The sequence below is a fragment of the Maridesulfovibrio sp. genome, from assembly GCF_963666665.1.
GTDB lineage: Bacteria > Desulfobacterota > Desulfovibrionia > Desulfovibrionales > Desulfovibrionaceae > Maridesulfovibrio.
Window position 1 is genome coordinate 895092 of record NZ_OY762999.1, and the last position, 17591, is coordinate 912682.

The 17591-nt window shown below is 47.5% G+C and carries 15 protein-coding genes; 3 read left to right on the forward strand and 12 right to left on the reverse strand.

Features of this window, described 5'->3' with window-relative positions:
- Positions 1–2: 2 nt before the first annotated feature.
- From ACKU40_RS04045 to ACKU40_RS04060, 4 genes are all read right to left on the reverse strand, one after another.
- A complete protein-coding gene (locus ACKU40_RS04045; protein WP_320175246.1) occupies positions 3–2120 on the reverse strand; it encodes an ATP-dependent helicase in 2118 nt (705 codons plus the stop codon).
- Positions 2121–2211: 91 nt separating this feature from the next.
- Positions 2212–3507, reverse strand: coding sequence for an alkaline phosphatase family protein (locus ACKU40_RS04050; RefSeq protein WP_320175247.1), 1296 nt, complete (start codon positions 3505–3507; stop codon positions 2212–2214).
- Positions 3508–3642: 135 nt separating this feature from the next.
- Complete coding sequence (locus tag ACKU40_RS04055) at positions 3643–4527, reverse strand: phosphatidylglycerol lysyltransferase domain-containing protein (RefSeq protein ID WP_320175248.1); 885 nt, start codon at positions 4525–4527, stop codon at positions 3643–3645.
- Positions 4520–5911 (reverse strand): MATE family efflux transporter, encoded by a 1392-nt coding sequence (locus ACKU40_RS04060; RefSeq protein WP_320175249.1) that lies wholly within the window; start codon positions 5909–5911, stop codon positions 4520–4522. The genes ACKU40_RS04055 and ACKU40_RS04060 overlap by 8 nt, the downstream gene beginning before the upstream one ends.
- A gap of 287 nt (positions 5912–6198) precedes the next feature.
- Here ACKU40_RS04060 and ACKU40_RS04065 point away from each other — a divergent pair, with 287 nt between their 5' ends.
- Positions 6199–6606, forward strand: a complete 408-nt coding sequence (locus ACKU40_RS04065; RefSeq protein ID WP_320175250.1) for a LysR family transcriptional regulator — start codon at positions 6199–6201, stop codon at positions 6604–6606.
- 30 nt (positions 6607–6636) lie between these two features.
- Positions 6637–6789, forward strand: a complete 153-nt coding sequence (locus ACKU40_RS04070; RefSeq protein WP_320175251.1) for a hypothetical protein — start codon at positions 6637–6639, stop codon at positions 6787–6789.
- Between the two features lie 82 nt (positions 6790–6871).
- Here ACKU40_RS04070 and ACKU40_RS04075 read toward each other — a convergent pair whose 3' ends face one another.
- The 8 genes from ACKU40_RS04075 to ACKU40_RS04110 all read right to left on the reverse strand — a co-directional run bounded on the left by ACKU40_RS04075 (position 6872) and on the right by ACKU40_RS04110 (position 16067).
- Entirely contained in the window at positions 6872–7732 is an 861-nt protein-coding gene (locus tag ACKU40_RS04075; protein WP_320175252.1) for a hypothetical protein, read from the reverse strand.
- Between the two features lie 186 nt (positions 7733–7918).
- Positions 7919–10177, reverse strand: a complete 2259-nt coding sequence (locus ACKU40_RS04080; RefSeq protein ID WP_320175253.1) for a carboxyl transferase domain-containing protein — start codon at positions 10175–10177, stop codon at positions 7919–7921.
- Between the two features lie 9 nt (positions 10178–10186).
- Positions 10187–11605, reverse strand: a complete 1419-nt coding sequence (locus ACKU40_RS04085) for a biotin carboxylase N-terminal domain-containing protein (RefSeq protein WP_320175254.1) — start codon at positions 11603–11605, stop codon at positions 10187–10189.
- 399 nt (positions 11606–12004) lie between these two features.
- Positions 12005–12613 carry a tetratricopeptide repeat protein gene (locus tag ACKU40_RS04090; protein WP_320175255.1) on the reverse strand — a complete coding sequence of 203 codons (609 nt, stop codon included), beginning with the start codon at positions 12611–12613 and terminating at the stop codon, positions 12005–12007.
- Between the two features lie 184 nt (positions 12614–12797).
- A complete protein-coding gene (locus ACKU40_RS04095) occupies positions 12798–14069 on the reverse strand; it encodes a Y-family DNA polymerase (protein WP_320175256.1) in 1272 nt (423 codons plus the stop codon).
- Positions 14069–14503, reverse strand: coding sequence for a translesion error-prone DNA polymerase V autoproteolytic subunit (locus ACKU40_RS04100; RefSeq protein ID WP_320175257.1), 435 nt, complete (start codon positions 14501–14503; stop codon positions 14069–14071). Before ACKU40_RS04100 ends, ACKU40_RS04095 begins: the two co-directional genes overlap by 1 nt.
- A gap of 95 nt (positions 14504–14598) precedes the next feature.
- Positions 14599–15516 carry an exopolyphosphatase gene (locus ACKU40_RS04105; protein WP_320175258.1) on the reverse strand — a complete coding sequence of 306 codons (918 nt, stop codon included), beginning with the start codon at positions 15514–15516 and terminating at the stop codon, positions 14599–14601.
- A gap of 128 nt (positions 15517–15644) precedes the next feature.
- Positions 15645–16067: a universal stress protein gene (locus ACKU40_RS04110; protein ID WP_320175259.1), complete on the reverse strand. Its 423-nt coding sequence runs from the start codon at positions 16065–16067 to the stop codon at positions 15645–15647.
- 827 nt (positions 16068–16894) lie between these two features.
- Between ACKU40_RS04110 and ACKU40_RS04115 the strand changes: the two genes are divergently transcribed.
- Positions 16895–17467, forward strand: coding sequence for a TetR/AcrR family transcriptional regulator (locus ACKU40_RS04115; RefSeq protein ID WP_320175260.1), 573 nt, complete (start codon positions 16895–16897; stop codon positions 17465–17467).
- Positions 17468–17591 lie beyond the last annotated feature (124 nt).

Sequence of the window (17591 nt, forward strand, 5' to 3'; positions counted from 1 at the left end):
TCTTACAGCATCTCCACAAAGTCTTCGACAATGACCTTGGGGCCGAAGCCGGGGAAGTTGATGCGCAGCTTGTTGGGCTCGATGCGTTCGATAATCTTCCCGCGTCCGAAGATTTTGTGTTTGCAATGGCCCAGCTTCATGGGTGAGGGCTTCTTAGTGGTGGTCACCGAGGGAGCGGAATATGCATCAGGCTGCACCGGAGCGTTCTTTTTAACATTCATGCCGCCGGAATAGGATTCCTGTAATTCCTCAAAAAGTTCGGTATCAAGCTCGCGTAGAAACGGGCTGGGTATCGCAGGTTCGGAGAAATCAGTGTTTTTGCGGTTGATGGACGCCGGGGCACACATGATCAGTTCCTTGCGTGCACGGGTACAGGCCACATAGAGCAGACGGCGTTCTTCTTCGTATTCCTGGGGCTTCTGCATGGATTTGCGTGAAGGGAAGCGGTCTTCCACAAGGTCAATGATGATGACCGCATTCCATTCCAGTCCTTTGGCGGAATGGATAGTGGAGAGAGTAACCACGTCTTCCTTTTTCTCCTCCTCACTGTGCTGGTCAGGATCAAGGCAGAGATCGGTCAGAAAGAATTCAAGATCATCGTAGTTGGATGCAATCTGGCTGAGTTGTTCAATTCCGGCTTCACGGCGTGGGTAATCATCCGGGTATTGGGCAACCAGCAACGGCCTGTACAGCGGCATGATGACCTCAAGACAGGTTGCCGGAGAAGAATTTTTCTTCCGCAAGCCATCAAGGTCACGTAGAATATCCTGAAGTAGCGGATATTTCTTGGTATATTTACCGAGCGCCTTCTGGTCGGCAGAAATTATAGTCTGTGCAATCTTTGTGGCGGTTTTAGGGCCGACTCCCTTGATATGCCCAAGAGTGCGCTGCCATGCTATGATATCCGCAGGGTTGCTGACCAGACGCATAAAAGCCAGAACATCTTTAATGTGTGCGGCTTCGTTGAATTTCAGTCCGCCGTACTTCTTGAATCCGACACCCAACCGTTTAAGGGCAACTTCCAGCCCGTAGCTCTGATATCCGGCGCGGAAAAGTACAGCGACTTCTTCGGGACCGTGCTTTTTCTGTAATTCAATGATCCGGTCCAATACGCGGTTGGACTGGCTGAAATCACTGAGCGGAACCATGAGCTGTGGTTTACTGCCCCAAGTCTGTTCAGTGAAAAGTTTTTTGTCGAACTTGGTTTCAGCACCGTCCAGAATAGCGTTGGTCAGGTCAAGGATGGGCTGGGTGGAACGGTAGTTCTGTTCCAGTCTTACAATTTTTACTTCTTCAAAAATTTCAGGAAATTTAAGGATGTTAGTTACATCTGCGCCACGGAATGAATAAATGGACTGGGCATCATCGCCAACAGCCATGACGTTTCCGCTCTTTCCGGCCAACAGGCCGACGATGCGGGCCTGCACAAGGTTGGTATCCTGATATTCATCGACCATGATATACTGGTAGCGCGAGCGCAGGGAGTTGCGCAGGAATTTGTCCTTTGCCAGCAGTTCTTCAAGGTAGAAAAGCAGGTCGTCGTAATCCATCAGGCCATGCTGCTTTTTGTATATAGCATAACCTTTGGCAATTTGTTCCATTTCAGAAGCGTAGGTTGCCAGATGGAAGGCTTCGGAATTGACCAGTGTATCAATGGAAAGTTCTTTGTTGCGCGATTTGCTGATCATATCCAGCAGGGTGGATTTCTTGGGATATGAGCGGTCGCCTTTACCGAATTTAAGCTGGTCTTTTACCTCTTTGACTGCAGCTTCAGAGTCACTGCGGTCCATGAGGGTGATGCCGTTGGGGAAGCCGATTTCAGCCGCGTTTTGACGCAGTACGGAATAAGCGAAAGCGTGAAATGTTCCACCTTGAGTGCCGTGCAGATTTCTGCCCAGAATAAGTTCGGTACGCTGAAGCATTTCCTGCGCGGCTTTGCGTGTGAAGGTCATCAGCAGGATGGATTCCGGCGGAATGCCTTGTTCAACCAGCCATGCCAGACGGTATACGATTGTACGGGTCTTGCCGCTGCCTGCACCCGCAATTACCAGCACGGGACCCTGTGGGTGAGTAGCTGCTTCGTACTGTGCCGGGTTCAATTTGTTTTTGAAATCTATCATGATCTATGTATGCCTCCGGCGGCCCTTCGGGGAGCAAATAAACTTTTGGTAGGGCTTTGCCGCTTCGTATGTAAAATTAGTTGTGAATTTGTTAATCTGGCAGAGTAATATTAAACCAGTCAAGTATGATTTGTCCGGTTTGGTGCATGGTGCTTATCTGCTGCCCGTCGGAGCTGTAGAAGAATGCGTCTTGCGCCGTATGAGTTCCGGTTCTGCCATGGAATCCGAAGATTTCCGCGCGGTCAAATTTAGCCTTGAGATCGAATCCGGGCTTGGCAGTGCATATCAGGTCAGGCGGATTACCTACGGGGCTTTCTCCATAAGCTTCACGTTTGGTGAGAACCTGTGCCATTACCCTTTGCCCGTTGAATTCAAGTCTCATGAGTTTGTCAGCTATTTCAGCAGATATTTTATCTGCTTGTGACGACTCAATTTCTCCACGCGCAAAATCAGAGGTATGGATATATATCCTTCCGGGATCAAGGGCAAATGCTTTGCTGCTTGGCGCAATTATTGTGGAATCCCACTGGTCTTTTGCGGGCTGGGTGTATTCCAGATAGCCCTGTTGCACTAGAAAGGTGTTCAGGTCCACTTCGGTTTCAAGAGTGGCAAATCCGTGATCTGCAAATGAAATCAGCTTTTTTTCGCCCGGCAGAGCTTCGAATTTATCCAGCACTGCACCGATTGCATGATCCCACTTCTGCATGAACGCAGCAGCCTTGGGGTAAAGGGGATGATTCTCGTCTTCGAATGCAGGATAGAAAAAGTGGAACAGGCGGTCTGTCTCAGTAAATACAATGGTGAATAAATCCCATGCAAGATCATTCCAGAGCATTTCCAGAGCCTTCAATCTTCCCTTCAGTGTAAGCGCGACCTGATCAAAAAGATAATCCGGGTCCATTATTCCCCGGCTGGTGTCTGCTTCAAGTTGATAGCCTGCATCGCGAAGTGGACCGAGCAGGAAGGGCGGCTGCACAGCTTTCTCGAATGAATCGGCAACAAAGCCCGAAATCAGCATTCCCCGTAACGGCTTGGCGGGATAGGTATTGGGCAGGTTAATAATTTTGCTGACCAGATTATTGTTGCCAAGTGCATCGAAAATCGTCGGGCAGAGCACCTGATCGAAGTTATTGATAGAAAGGGTGTAGTTTTTTGAATCAATGGATGTAAAACCGTAGAGGCCATGCTTCTCCGGCCTTTGCGCAGTAAAGAATGATGTCCAGTTTACCGGGGAAAGTTCGGGCAGTTCAGTGGAAATGGGGTCACATTTGCCCGCAATACGGCTTAAGTTGGGCAACTTATTTGCCCATTTCAAAGCAAGAGAGGCCGGAAGTCCATCCAGCCCCAATACTACGAATCTTTTATGTTCTGTTTGATTAAAAAGCATATTAAATCAAGTGACAATAGAATATAACGAAGCGGCGAAGCCCTACTAAAAAAGTTTGTGATTCTTAAACCCTTTTCAAAGGGTTTAAGCCGCCGGAGGCAAAAATCTTTTTATCAAAAAGCGCATCAAATCAAACTATAATACAACCAACTCGTATTTCTTCATGAAGTGTACTGGATTGTATGATTCTTTTGCTTTGCGCAGTCCGGGTTCGCCGAGATCCTGTTCACGGTTAACGAATTTTTTGTCACTGGCGCTGTTTTCGAGGAACATCTGATTGATTGCCTGATAGACGCCTTTAAAATAGGTGTTCCCTTTTTCAAAATGGATGACGATGGTGTCTTCGCCTAAGGGTTCGGCAATGGTGTAGGCGATGATGCGGTTGTCGATTCGCAGGGTTCCGCCAGTGAGATTTTTGATGGTGTCCATTTCCTTGAGAACTTTGGCAATGGCTTCGTTCTCAGCGACAAGGGCGGGCGAGAAGTTCTTTTCTTCCTGCCAGCGATACCAATCAAGCTGCATTTCCAGCACTTCTTCTACGCAATCAGGGGTGATTTCGCGGTATTCGTAGTCATATTTTTTCATGAACTGGCGGTAGAGGTTCTTCTTTTTATGAAAACGGTTTCCGCGTAGTTCAATGAGTTCCTGTACTGAATATACGTAATCGAAGTGGTCGCGGTTCTCTGTGATTTCGATCTTGTCTCCAAAGAGATCCTTAAGGTACAGAGCCAGTTTTTCGGGGACACGTGTGAATTTGGTTCCGGGGGTATTCATGAGTTCGCACTTTTCCCAGTCCGCGCTGAACCAGTCTCCAATTGGAGCCCAATTGATTACTTCAGGTTTGTTCTGGCGAATATGGATGAGTCCGGATTTACCGCAGCTCAGTTCAAGACCGTAATGTTCGGTCCAGCCCCAGATATTGGCAAAGGTGAAATCAGAGGTACGCTGCGGGCAGGCCGCGAGAGCTTTTTCAAATTCATTCTGACATTCAAGGGTGATAGGCTTGAATTTATTATTCATTGCTGGTCCTTTTATTGTTTTTCTTAATCATGCTGAACTTCTGCCAGTTTCTGCACGAGAATGTGTAAAAAATTATAGATGCTTGTACCCCTTGTGAGATGAGCATGGCCATCCATATTCCGGTGGCTGAATTCAGTACTTCGTGGCCCAGAAAATAGGCCAGCGGAAGTCTACATCCCCAGACGGTGATGGCAAAAATGAACAGGTTGTAGAGGGTTGCGCCAGCTCCGTTTAATGCCCCGGCCATGATCATGGAGGTCAGGGTAAATGGAATGGCGAGCATATTATAATAGAGATAGTTTACGGCTTCATCAAGGACCACCTGTTCCGGGGCGATGATGGCGGTTACCGGATAAATCACCTGCCAGAGCAGCAGGGCGGTAATGCTCAGGAACCCGATAGCCAGAAACAATATTCTATACCCGAACTTCTTGGCCTCGTCAGCTTTGCCGTCACCAAGGTAGTGCCCGATAATAATCGAAGCAGTCATATTGAAAGCAAATGCCGGCAGGAACAGGATAGACTCAATGCGGATTCCCGCAGTCATGCCTGCCAGCGCGATAACGTTGTTTTCAGGCAGACTGGCAGTGATGGAATATAGCACCATGTATCCAGAATGCCAGACCAGCTGCATCAGGCCGCTTGGCCACGCGACTTTGAAAAGGTACGGGAAAGCGCTTTTCATCCAGCGTAACGGAGCAATGCATTTGCGTCGCAGGTCACCAGATCTGATGAGCACAATGACGTTGAATATGGCACCCATGGTTATTGAACCGAAAGTTGCCCAAGCCAGTCCTTTGTATCCGAGATTCGGGAATCCCCACATGCCCATTCCGAGTCCTAAGTCACCGATAGTGTTGGTAACCGTGACGATAATCATGCTGTACAGGGGCAGCATTACCTTTTTTTGGGCCCTGAAGACCGCGTTGGTAATGATCAGCATGTAATAGATGGGTACAAGGTATAGGAATACTTCAATAAAATATTCCATCACATAGCGCATTTCCTCGGGGACTTGTAGAATTGTAAGGATTCCATTCCGGTATGGAAAACCTACGGTGAAGATGATCAGTCCCAATATGGCCCCGATGATGAAGCACAGGCCCACGTAGCGCTTAGCCCGCAGCATCATGCCTGCACCGATGGACTGGCTGATTGCTGCTACCGAGCCGTTGGCTGTGGCCATGGCGATGACCAGAAAGAAAAAAAGCGACTGGCTGATCATGCCCATGGAGGCTTGAATTTCTCGGCCAAGTTTGGATGCAACCCAGACATCCACAAGACCGATCATCAAGTGGAAGAGCATCATCAGTATCTGCGGCCATGACAGGTTCCATATGGTTTTGTATGGAGAGTTGGTCATGTCTGCGGTGGTCATATTCATAAGCGGGAAAAACTCCGTATAAATTCAAACGTAGTCAGCCTTATATAGCAGATCCGGTGTAAAAAAATCAGAGGAAAGGCGGATTTGGCTGCGGAGCTAGGAGTTTAGTTAGAGTTTCAGGAAAAGCAAGAGTTGAACTGGTAGAATCTTATTTTTGCTCTTGCGGCTGATCGTGCCGGTTATAGATTTATTCTCATTGGTTTGAGGCATGTACTTTGTGCGCTGCTTTGTTTATGTTATCAAAAAAAGTAAACAGAAAGCGAATGTAAATATAAGGAGGCTGAATAATGGCGAGCGATGATAATTTCTGTCCTAGGGTGCGATTAAACTTATGGCTGGAAACAGAAGAAGGTATGCTTTTCGGCCTTGGTAGGGCGCAACTGCTGGAGCAGATAGAAAAACAGGGCTCGCTGAATAAAGCAGCTAAAGCGCTTGGAATGTCCTACCGTGCGGCATGGGGAAGGCTTAAAAACACCGAGGATGTACTCGGTGAATCTCTGGTGCTTAAAACCCGTGGTCGTAAAGGCTGTAGCCTTACCCCGCTGGGTGAGCGGGTCCTCGAAGACTATCGCCAGTGGGTACAGGAAGTTGAAAATTTTGCGGTCATGACCGCCCGAAAATCATTTCCTTGGAATGTCGCTTCTTACGACGAAGATATGGAGCGTATTGTTCAGGAGAAAAAAGGTAAGAAGTAAAGTTTTTCTTGTTGCCTTCAGGAGAATTTGATGTCTTTTGATTTAAATATATTGAAAACAAAATTACCTGTCTTGGTCCTTGGGTTGCTGCTTTGCTTTTCGTTTGTGGCTTGCAAAACAGTGGATACATCAGGAGAAGTCTCTGCAACTGTTTCAAATATTGGTGGCGGTAGCAGCAAGTAGAAAGGCAGATTTGGTTGAGTCACTAGAACACCCCCTGTTCCATAAGGAGCCGGGGGTGTTTCTTATTTATGATGATGTGGGGTTATTCCAGTATATAGTCGAGATATTTATTGTCCGAGGGACGGTCAGTGTTCTGGTTGTTGCCGTTACTATTCGAATTGTCGGGTTTGTCTGTGTCAGGTTTGGGGTCCTGTGTGTTTTGATAAGTGTTTCCAGAGTCGGGATATTGCGTGTCCTGACTGTTTGAATATGAGTTACCCTGATTCGTGTAAGTAGAGCTCTGGCTGGTCTGGCGTGTGCAGCCCGGTCTGTTCACATTGACTGTCGGGTTGATGTTTATGTTGGCATTTGTATTCGGATTGATGCCCGAGCCTTGGTTCGGCAGGCCCTGCTGGTTATTGTTGTAGGTGTTTGAATAACCGGAATTTGTAGGTCCTGAAACTCCGGGATAATGCCAGTCGTTCATGGCATTTCGCATCTGAATTCTGACCCGGTCATGTCCTTTCATTGCGTAGCCTATGAAAATATAGTTAGTTCCCATGTAGCGTGAAACGACAAGGTATGAGTCATACCATTTTCCATCCCGGTCCCAGCCTGAAAAAAATCTGAGTGTTGCCGGATATCCGGAAACGTGTCCCGGCTGTTCGTTTAAAAGCCGTTGGTATGGCAAACCTTTGCTTCTTAAATATTGAGTCCATTTATCAAGCTCTGCGATTATGGAAGCTGAGGTTGTTTTTGCGTATAATTGAATTATCGCATCATTGGTCGGCGGAGTGCATTGTTTGAGAAGTTGGTTGAGGTCATACTGTGCAGGCGCTCTTGCTCTTGTTTGCCAGCCGGAAGGACATTGAAGGCCATCGGCCATATTACCGGCGATTGAAACCGGTGTTACTAGGAGGGCTGTCAAAAGTGCCAGAAAAAATAATCTTATTGCCAATTTCATTTGCTGCCTCCCGCTTAAATGGTTCATTCCTCTTCTGCTTATAACTCACTCTCAGGATTAATGATAGCAATTGGTGACAATAAGCTAAAACGGTAAAGCAGATTAAATTTGTTTTTAACTAGAACACCCCCTGCTCCGTGAAGAGCAGGGGCTGTTTCTGGGTATGAGGAATAGAGTGTAGTGGCTCTATCTGTAATAGAGGTTGCGGCCACCTACGGTCAGGAAAGCCTGATGCAGGTTGCGGCGGATATCGCGGCGGTCCCAGATGTCCTGAATGTGACCTCTGGAGAGCGCGTTGTATGCGGAATGGTAATCCGGCGGGATTTCCATACCGGTAGTTTCCTTGATAACACCCGGACCGGCGAAACCGATGCGTGAAGAGCGCACAGCGTACTGGTAAGGGGAGCAGCCGAGGAAACTTGCCACCGGTCCGGCGTAGGAGTTGGTATCGTAAAGAACGATGTAGAGTCCGCCGGACTCAATGTAGCGGCGTACAGCCATGGTTACACGCGGCATCTGGATCAGACCGTTGGTTCCTTCCTGAATACGGATACCGGCAGTACCGTGAACGTATGCGAGGAAGGGATAACGTTTCTTACCTGCCAGCTCAAGGGCGCGGATGAATTTTTCACCTTCTGCCGCTCCTACGGAACCGCCGCGGAAGGGGGCTACGAGAGTGGCGCAGGTCACCTTGGTGTGTTTGATGGCACCTTCAAAGGTGATGCAGCCGGACTGAAGCCCGGTTTTGGCTTTTGCGCCGTCCAGCCTTTCCTGAAAGTTAGGGAAGCCGGTGGGGTTGGCAGAGCATATTGATTTGTTGAATTCACGTACTGTGCCCCAGTCGAAGAGGTTAGCCATGTACCAGCGGTATTCCATGGGGAAATGGTGTCCGCAGGTGGGGCATACCCCGGCGAATTCGTCGAAAAGGTCACGGGACCAGATTTCGAGACAGCCGTTCTTCTCAGCGTTGGGACAGGTGATTTCCTTGTCTTCGCTGGCACGGGGGCTGATGTAGTGACGGTAATCAGATGGCGGAGTGTCCGGTTCCGCATCAACGGAAAGCTTGGTCAGTGCCGCTTCAACTTCAGACACGCTCTTGGTGCTTGCGCCCATCTTGCCGAGGAGCATGTGCTTGAGCTTATCGAACTTGTTGGTCACAACATGCATTTCGTCCTTGGCTTCATCTGCAAGGGCCTGAATCTTGGACTGGTACTTCCTGATCATGTCGTAGCGTACGGTGGAGTATGCTGCGGCCATGGCATCAACTTTTGCGGAGTTGAGCTTTTCAAGGAAGGAACGCTTGTCGTCGAAAGCATCCTGTGCCATGCGGCGGTATTTTTTGTAACGCTTCCAGAGCAGCCTGTCTTTTGCATTGGGGCTGATCTGCCAGCGGACGAATACGGATTCGTCTGTGATATCTTTTTTATTATGGTTCTTGATGGCAGCCTTACTGAAGAGGCGAAGGCCCTTAACGCTCAGAACCACTTCATCTGTGGCCCGAACTACTTCAGAGCGGACCATCTTGTAGAAATCGAAATGCTCGGGACGTGCGCCAAGTGCAGGCTCACGGATGATTCCGTCGATATAACCGAAACGCAGGTTGTCGTCCGCAGTAATGCACTGGGATTTGGCACAGGTTTCGATCAGCTCGGCGGGAGCACGTTCTCCACCGCGGATACGGCCTTCAATTGCGGCAGCACCTTCGGGTGAGATAACGGAATAGTAACCGTGGGAAAGCATGAGACGTTTATCGGCCATGGCGATTGCTTCAGCACCACCGGAACCGCCTTCGGAAATAACGGAAATGATGGGCACATCAAGACCGCACATTTCGTAGATGTTTTCTGCGATCTGCTGAGCAGCACCGGGGTAATCTTCCACCGGATAGGAACCGGGGGTGAATACGTAGGTGTGAATGGGAATGTTCTCGCGTGCAGCAACTTTCATGTAGCGCAGGGCGTTGGCATTACCCCACGGTTTGATACAGCCGCCGTTGCGGAACTCCTGACCGTGGCCCTTTTCCTGACCTACGACCATTACCGGCTGGTTGTGGACTTTCTTGCCCACGCGGCGGGTGATGTAGGCCCGGGCGATAACCATGCCGGGGTCGATGCTCATGTCATCCTTACCACCTACGACAGTGTAGTTGTCGTATACGTTTTCAAGGATGTCTTCGAGGCAGATTCTTTCGGAATGACGTACGATACGGACCTTGTCCATGGCGGACAGGGTTTTGTCGATGTCTTTTTCCAGTACTGCGAGGCTCTCATCGTAAGTGTTGAGTTTGTCCCACAGCTCTTCCTGAGTCTTATTTATGCTGGTTTCAAGGAAGGCATCAAGCTTGCCTGCGAATGCAGTAAGGCGTCTGTCCTCGGCTTCACCGAGAATATCACGCGCATACTGGACCCTCTTGATTAACCCGTCCAGTTTCTTTTCTATATCCATAATGTATTATTAGAATTCCAGTATGTTTGTTGTTTTCTTGGCCAGAAACTTAAGGTTGGACTTCAGGGATACTTCCTTTCTGTCCTTGCCTTCCAGAACGAATTCATCAAGGAATTCGAGTCCGCGTTTCTTGGATTCCTCAAGGTCCTTGCCCCAGATGATGGCCAGTGCCAGGTTGGGGTCAAATTCTGTGGGAATCTGGTAGGGCAGGTCTTTTGGGATATGGGTATGCATTCTGAGCCAATTATGGTCATCCCAGCGGAGATTCTCGATTTCGCCTGCCCAAGGAGCGAATTTCTCGTCTGTGTCTTCAGCAATGATTCTGTATTCGATTCCCACACCTTCGAATGTGATGTCGTCCTGAGTGTAGCCCAGCTCATCCCCGAGGGCGAGTCTGATCTGTTCTTTGATCAGGTTTACGTCCGGGTTGCCCTTGATGCGTGAAATGGCAGCGGAAACACCGTTTTCAACCTGAATACGGGTGTTTACTTCCATGAGGAAGGGGGCGCCCTTGGGGGTTACAATCCATTCCCATGTTCCCACGTTGTCATAATTGATTTCACGGGCCATGCTCAGGGAGTGTTCCACAATGTCGTCGAGAACTTTCTTGGCATCAAAGGAATAAGCGATGCTTTCAGGGAAGAAGCCGGGTGCGACTTCGATCCTCTTCTGGCGTCCGGGGCTCTGTACGGAGCAGTTACGGGTGCCGAAGTGGACATGTTTCTTGCCGGAGCGTTCGGAAACGATCTGAACTTCAAGGTGGTTGAAGTTGAAGATACGCTGTTCAATAAGTACGCCTTCGTCGTTGAAGGTACGCAGGGAGTAGTTTCTGATACGGCGGTAAACCTGACGAAATTCCTCGATGGAATACACTTCGTCAATACCCATACCACCGCCGCCTGCGGATGCCTTTACGAGAACAACGGGATTACGTACTCCCTGTTCTTTCTGAAATTCAAACAGGTTGGACGCGATTTCTTCCGCTTCCAGTTCATCGTAAATTGCCCTGTCGGAACCGGGGATGGTGGGAACTCCGAGTTTTCTTGCAAGACGTTTGGTGTTAATTTTGTCACCAAGGTCGCGGATTACCCACCAGGAAGGTCCGATGAAGGTCATGGGACGATCCCTTTCGGTTACCCTGCGGGCAAAACGAAAGTTTTCAGAGAAGAAGCCGTAGCCCGGGTGTACCGCGGTACACATGGTTTCGTCTGCAACGGAGAGGATATCCCCTGCATCGTTGTAGGATCTGATCATATAGATCGCTTCTTCGCCTCCGAGCTTCCTTGCGAGAGTTACGTGCCCGGAATCCTTGTCCTCTGCCGTGTATACGCTGACAAAACTGAGTCCGAGATCTTTACATGCCTGCATGATACGCACGGCGATCTCGCCTCGGTTAGCAATAAGTACTTTATCTGTTTTGGGATTCAAAATGACTCTCCTGAGTCTTTCTGGTTAATTATATATTATGTTAGTTAAAACTGTTTTTTTCAAAAAAATACGCAACCGTTTTAAGCCAAATAAGGCTTCTGTCAAGTTAAATATAACTAACACTTACGTAGGTATAATAGGTCCTGCTCTGATTTTTAGGACAAAATTATAACCAGTAAGAGGAGTTAGGTTGGTGGTTTTGTTGAAAGTTGACCCTAGAGGACTGCTTCAGTTTTTTTGATTAATGAACTCCGCCAGAATTCATTTCAGCTTGCCCTGATAAAACAAACACGTGCATTTCGTCAAATTCCGAATGAGGGCTATTGTTTATGCCCTTAAAAAGAAAATCCCGCATTTTACATTATAAAATGCGGGATTTATGGCGCTTGTGCAAAAAAACTAAATAAGTCCAAAGCTGATCATGTTTAGAATGTCGGTTTCTTCTTCCTGACTTTCTTCAATGACTGGTCCGGCTTTGGCTTTGTTGGATTCTTCCATGATTTTGTCTACCGCAAGGTCTTTTTGTTCATCCGGTAGATTCAGTTCTGCGACGAAAGTTTCTGTTTCGGAAATTTTCTGCGGAGTGAATTTATCCTGCCAGACAGACATGCGGGTATAGATGGTTATGTGCTCAAGTGCTTTTTCGGAATTTCCGAGTTCTTTGTAGGCTCGAGCCAGCTTTCTGTGAGCAAGTCTGATGTGGCCCTGCTCCAGTTCAAGTTTGAGTCCTCTGCTGATGACGTCAACAGCTTCCTTGTATTTGCCTTCCCGGAGGTAGCAGTCGCCGAGCATTATATAGCTGGGGCCGTATTCCGGATTGGCGTCTATTGCCTTTTCAAAGTAGACAGAGGCCGCCTTGTCCTTATTGAGCATGAAGGCGACGGTTCCTGTCTGGTGGAGCCCTGCGGCTTCGTTTTTTGTGCCGCAACCTGTAAGCAGGGCTGCGATGATCAGGGGCAGTCCGATCAAGGTCGCCTTGGTCCTGATGCTGGTAAATGTTTTATTCATAATTTTATAGACAGTAATTCTGTTTTTTCCCAACTACGGGCTTTTGAGTTTTACTTTCACTCCGTTTAATGCCCTAAAGTTTTCGAATGGGCAAGCAGGATCGGGAGAACATTTTCGGATTTCTAATAAGTCTAAAATCTGTTTCAAGTTCAATTTCTCCTGTCATTCCTCGATTTCTGGATGTTTATCCAATTCTCGGCAGTTCGTCCCAGTTAGTGGTGTAGGCTGGTGATTTGTGCTTTCTGTTCATTTGCCACGGCTGCTTAATGCCCTCGGAAGCATAGCTGAGGGTGCGTCTGCCGAAGCGTGTATTGGCTGAGTCCAGTAGGTTCATGAGGGCCTCTTTTTTTGTTGATTCGGCTTTATTGTCCAGTTCCAGCAAATTGCACTGCTGGTTGTACTTTCCGCAAAGGTCGAGCAGAACGATTCCTGTCTTTTTATAGCTGAACCCTTCCTTATATATGGAACGGATGCATTGCAGTCCGATGTTGATCAGTTCCGGTGTGTAGTCCGTGGCAATGGGCAGCATGCGGGTGGCGGAGTTGGAGTATTGTGGCAGATTGTTGAAGCGGTTGGTGGTCAGATAGACCATGACTCCGTTGGTAAGTGATTGCTGCTCGCGCAGTTTTTCTCCTGCTCTGGAGATATAGGTTGCAACGGACTCTTCAAGGTCGGACAGGGTTGAAACAGGACGTCCGAAAGAACGGGATGAGGATATTGTTTTTTTGGGTTTCGGCGAATTGTCCAATTCAAAGCAGGGGGTTCCGCGCAGTTCCAGGGCGGTATGCAATCCTGTAACGGACATATTTTTTTTGAGCCAGAGGTTCGGCAGGTCTTTAAAGGCTCGTGCGGTACTGACTCCTCGTCCTATTAATCTTTTACCGTGTCGTCTGCCGATGCCCCAGACGCCAGTTACCGGAACTTTCTCCAGCAGCCGGTCCAGATCATTTCTGGCGCAAAGGCTGAATGTTCCTTCTGTTTGTGGATGTTTTTTTGCAAATCGGCTGGCAATCTTGGCCAGTGTTTTTGTGGGGCCGAATCCTACGGAGACCGGTATTCCGGTCCATTTGAGAATTCTGGTTCTGATTTCTTTTCCTATAGATGGTAGTTCTCGGAGCATGCAGGGCGGAAATTCAAGGAAAGATTCGTCGATGGAGTAGACCTCAAGGTTTGGAGTGAGGGAGGCCAGAGTTGCGGTTACTCGTTGCGAAAGGTCGCCGTAAAGAGCGTAATTGGATGAAAATATTTCAACATTATTTTGCAGGAAAAATGAGTGATATTTATATGCCGGAGCTCCCATTGGTACGCCGATGTCTTTTGCCTCCTGTGAGCGCGAGATTACGCAGCCATCATTATTAGAGAGAACTACAACCGGACGGAGTCTGAGTTTCGGGCGGAACAGCCTTTCGCAGGAAACGTAGAAATTATTGCAATCCACCAGCGCAAAGATTCTCATTATACTGCCTTGTGGATGATGTAAGTTACTACTCCCCAAACTTCAAAAGAAGTTTCTTCTGTTATTTCAAGCAGGGGGTAATCCGGATTTTCCGGGATAAGGAAAAGTCTTCCCTCTCGTTGCTTGATCCGTTTTACAGTAAGTTCTCCGTTGAATATGGCTATGATGATGGAGTTATTGTGGGCGTCCATGGAGCGGTCGACAACAAGTATGTCTCCCTCTTTGATGTTGGCGTCGATCATGGAGTCGCCGTAGGCCCGGATGAGAAAAGTTGCTGCTTTATTGCTTATCAGGTGCTCATTGAGGTCCATCTTTCTATCGATGTAGTCATCAGCAGGGGAGGGGAAGCCTGCGATTACTTCGGATAGAAGCAGCGGCAGTTTAATTTTTCTTGCGGTTTCAGGGGTAAGTATTTCTGCAGAGAATTGTTTCATGTTTATCTTGTATTGACTTTTTCATGTTGCTGTCAATCTTAGATAAACAATATGTATAAAAAAGAACCTGACCTCAGTGATCAGGCTCTTAGTAATTATTCCTTATTCATGAACATAGCGACCATCTGGCCGAGGACGGCATCGGCTTCGTCGTGAGGAACCTGACAGGTTCCAACCTGCTTGTGTCCGCCACCGCCGAATTTGAGCATTACACTGCCCACGTCGACTTTGCTGGTGCGGTTAAGGATGCTGTGACCTACGGAGAAGACGGTGTTCTGCTTCATTTTACCCCATATGATCTGGATGCTGATGTTGCATTCCGGGTACATGGAGTAGAGGGTGAACCTGTTGCCGGGGTAGATTTCTTCCTGTTCACGCAGGTCGAGAATGGCGACATTGCCGAACATCTCGGTCCGTTCTTCCAGCATTTCACGGAACTGTTTGTCCCTTTCAAAATAAAGGTCGACACGTTCCTTGACGTCGGGCAGTTCTAGGATATCTTCAATGGGTAATTCTCGACAGTAGTCTATAAGGTGTTCCATGAGCTGGTAGTTGCTGACTTGGAAATGCCTGTATCTGCCCAGTCCGGTGCGCGGGTCCATGATGAAGCCGAGCAGTATCCAGCCCTTGGGGTTGGCTACTTCCTCGGCAGTGATGTCTCCGCTGTCTACTTTATCCACGTAGTGGAGCATTTCATCAAATTTGTCAGCGAATTTTTCATGACCGCCGAAGTATTCCCAGATGACGCGGGCAGCACTTTTGGCCTGTTTAGACATACCCTTGTAATCCAGTTTCATGTCGAGGCGTTCTTCCTCGCTGGAGTGGTGGTCAAACCAGTATCCGCAACCTTCGATATAAGGAACGTTGGCAACTATATCGTTGGGGTCGCCGGGGTAGCGTCCGTCCTGCACATCCTTGGGATGGACGAACATCCAGTTGTCCATGATTCCGATTTCTTTGAGCAGGACAGCGCAGGCAAGGCCGTCAAAGTCTGATCGTGTCAAAAGCCGCATTAAACTCTCCGTATGCTGGAAATAATGATAAAATTACACGAATATTTTTTTGAAATACTTAATTGAAAACAGTTCTAATTACAATCTCATTTTAATTATAGATTGTCGTTCGTAGAATTTTAATTCTCCTATTTAATAACCAGAACAGGGATTTCGGCTGTGTGTAGGACCTTATGGGTTACGCTGCCGATAACAAGTCCTTCAAGGTCGGATTTTCCCTTGGACCCCATAATGATCAGGTCGCATTTTTCAGTATCGGCAACAGTCTTGATTGCTTTTGCCGTGGAACCACCGATTATTTTTTCTTCATGATTAATATTCTTGTCTTTTAGAAAGGCGGTTTTTTGTTCAAGGATAGCGTAGGACTCACGGGTGGCATTGTCGATGGCCTTCTGAAAATTAGGTTCTCCCAGTCCAGTGGGGACAGGGCGGTGACAGTGAAGAACGATCAGCTTGCCGCCGGACATTTCCGCGAGAGAGGCTCCATAGCTGATTGCATTTTCGGAGTGTTTGGAATCGTCAACGGGAATTAATATCTTTTTAAAAATCATGTCTGTTCTCCTTCTAGGGGCGTTTAGAGGATATTACTTGAAGCGACGGTTTGGTGCAACAGGATGGATAATTTAAGGGATAAATGGGCCTAAAGAGACTGATTGAATGTTCGACCAGTAGGGTTTTTGAAGTGAAATAAATGTTTTTTGTCGTATATAGAGCATTTTTAGAGAAGAAAAATACAAAAGTAAATAGAAAAAAAACAGATACTTATGATATAAGTTGATTCAAAAATCAAAAAAGTCGAAAAAACTGTTGACAGAAGTCAGTACTGAACGTAGATACTGTTTTCAGTTGATGTCGCTCTGAAAAAGAGTTCAGAGTAGATGTCTGCAAGAGGCTGATGTAGCCTTCAGGTCTAGTAATTTTCCTGCTTCCTGCGACTGTAGGGGTCTAAGGAAGAAAGTTTGAAAGCTTCACCTGATAACGTTGGATGACGATTCAACCACAATAGCAAATTGCAAGAGTTACTTTGACACAACACGGGGGGAAGCCCGCATCTCTCCCCGAGTCTGATGGACATCGGCATTGATCAAGATAAAAACCTATGATGTGCGGACATGTTCCGGATGTCAGGTTTTTATAGATCAGCTTAGTAAAACACCTTCCGTTTCCATTCCTTAAAGCATAGGCCCCTCCCCCACCGGAGGGGCTTTTGTTCTTTCTGGCAAAGGTTTGTGGTAAGTATTTTGGAGAATAGGGATTAAATACTTAAAGTTATTGCTAGGGGTGTGATCACTTTCAGAGTTGACCTTTGCTTGATTTTACGTGTAAAGATTTTTCTGTGTCGATAAATTTCAACAATTTGAAATAACGAGACTTTGTAATGACCAAAAAGGATACAGTTTTAAAGGCGGCTAAAGAGCTTTTCGGAGAGCTTGGATATAGTGGTACTACATTCAAGAAGATCGCAGATCGCGCCGGCGTTGCAGTGGGGTTGCTTTCCCACCATTACGGGAACAAGGAAAAGCTTTTCCGAGCGGCCGGTTTTGACGTTGCTGAACGTTTGACTCAGGCTTTGCAGGATGAAGTGGTGCAGGCAGAGAACGGTTTTGATGCCGTGTATAGATTTGCCCGCCGCTATCTTGAGTTTTCAGTTGATCCTGATGAGGATTTTCTGGTGCTGATTCGATGTTCACCTTACAGTGATCTGAAGACCGGAGAAGATCGAGACGCAATGGTTCACAAGTTTGTCCAGATTCCAGTTCTGCTTGAAAACTGTGTTGCCCGCGGTGTGCGTGACGGTTCCATTCCCAACCTGCCTGTTTCAGAAACTGCTGCGGTTGTACAGTGTAACCTTGTTGGTGCAGTCAGGACCAATCTGCTTACTCCGTACAGTCCTCCCAGTCTTTATAAGGAAATCTTGAATTTTATCAGCAGGGCTCTTAAGGCTGCTTAGCTTTATTTTTACAACTCTGATTTTTTTTGTCCCGGATAGCTTTCGCTGTCCGGGATTTTTGTTTTTTAAGGGGAAGCATTCGTTGTAATTCTGGACAAAAGTTGTTGGAAATGATCTATTATCA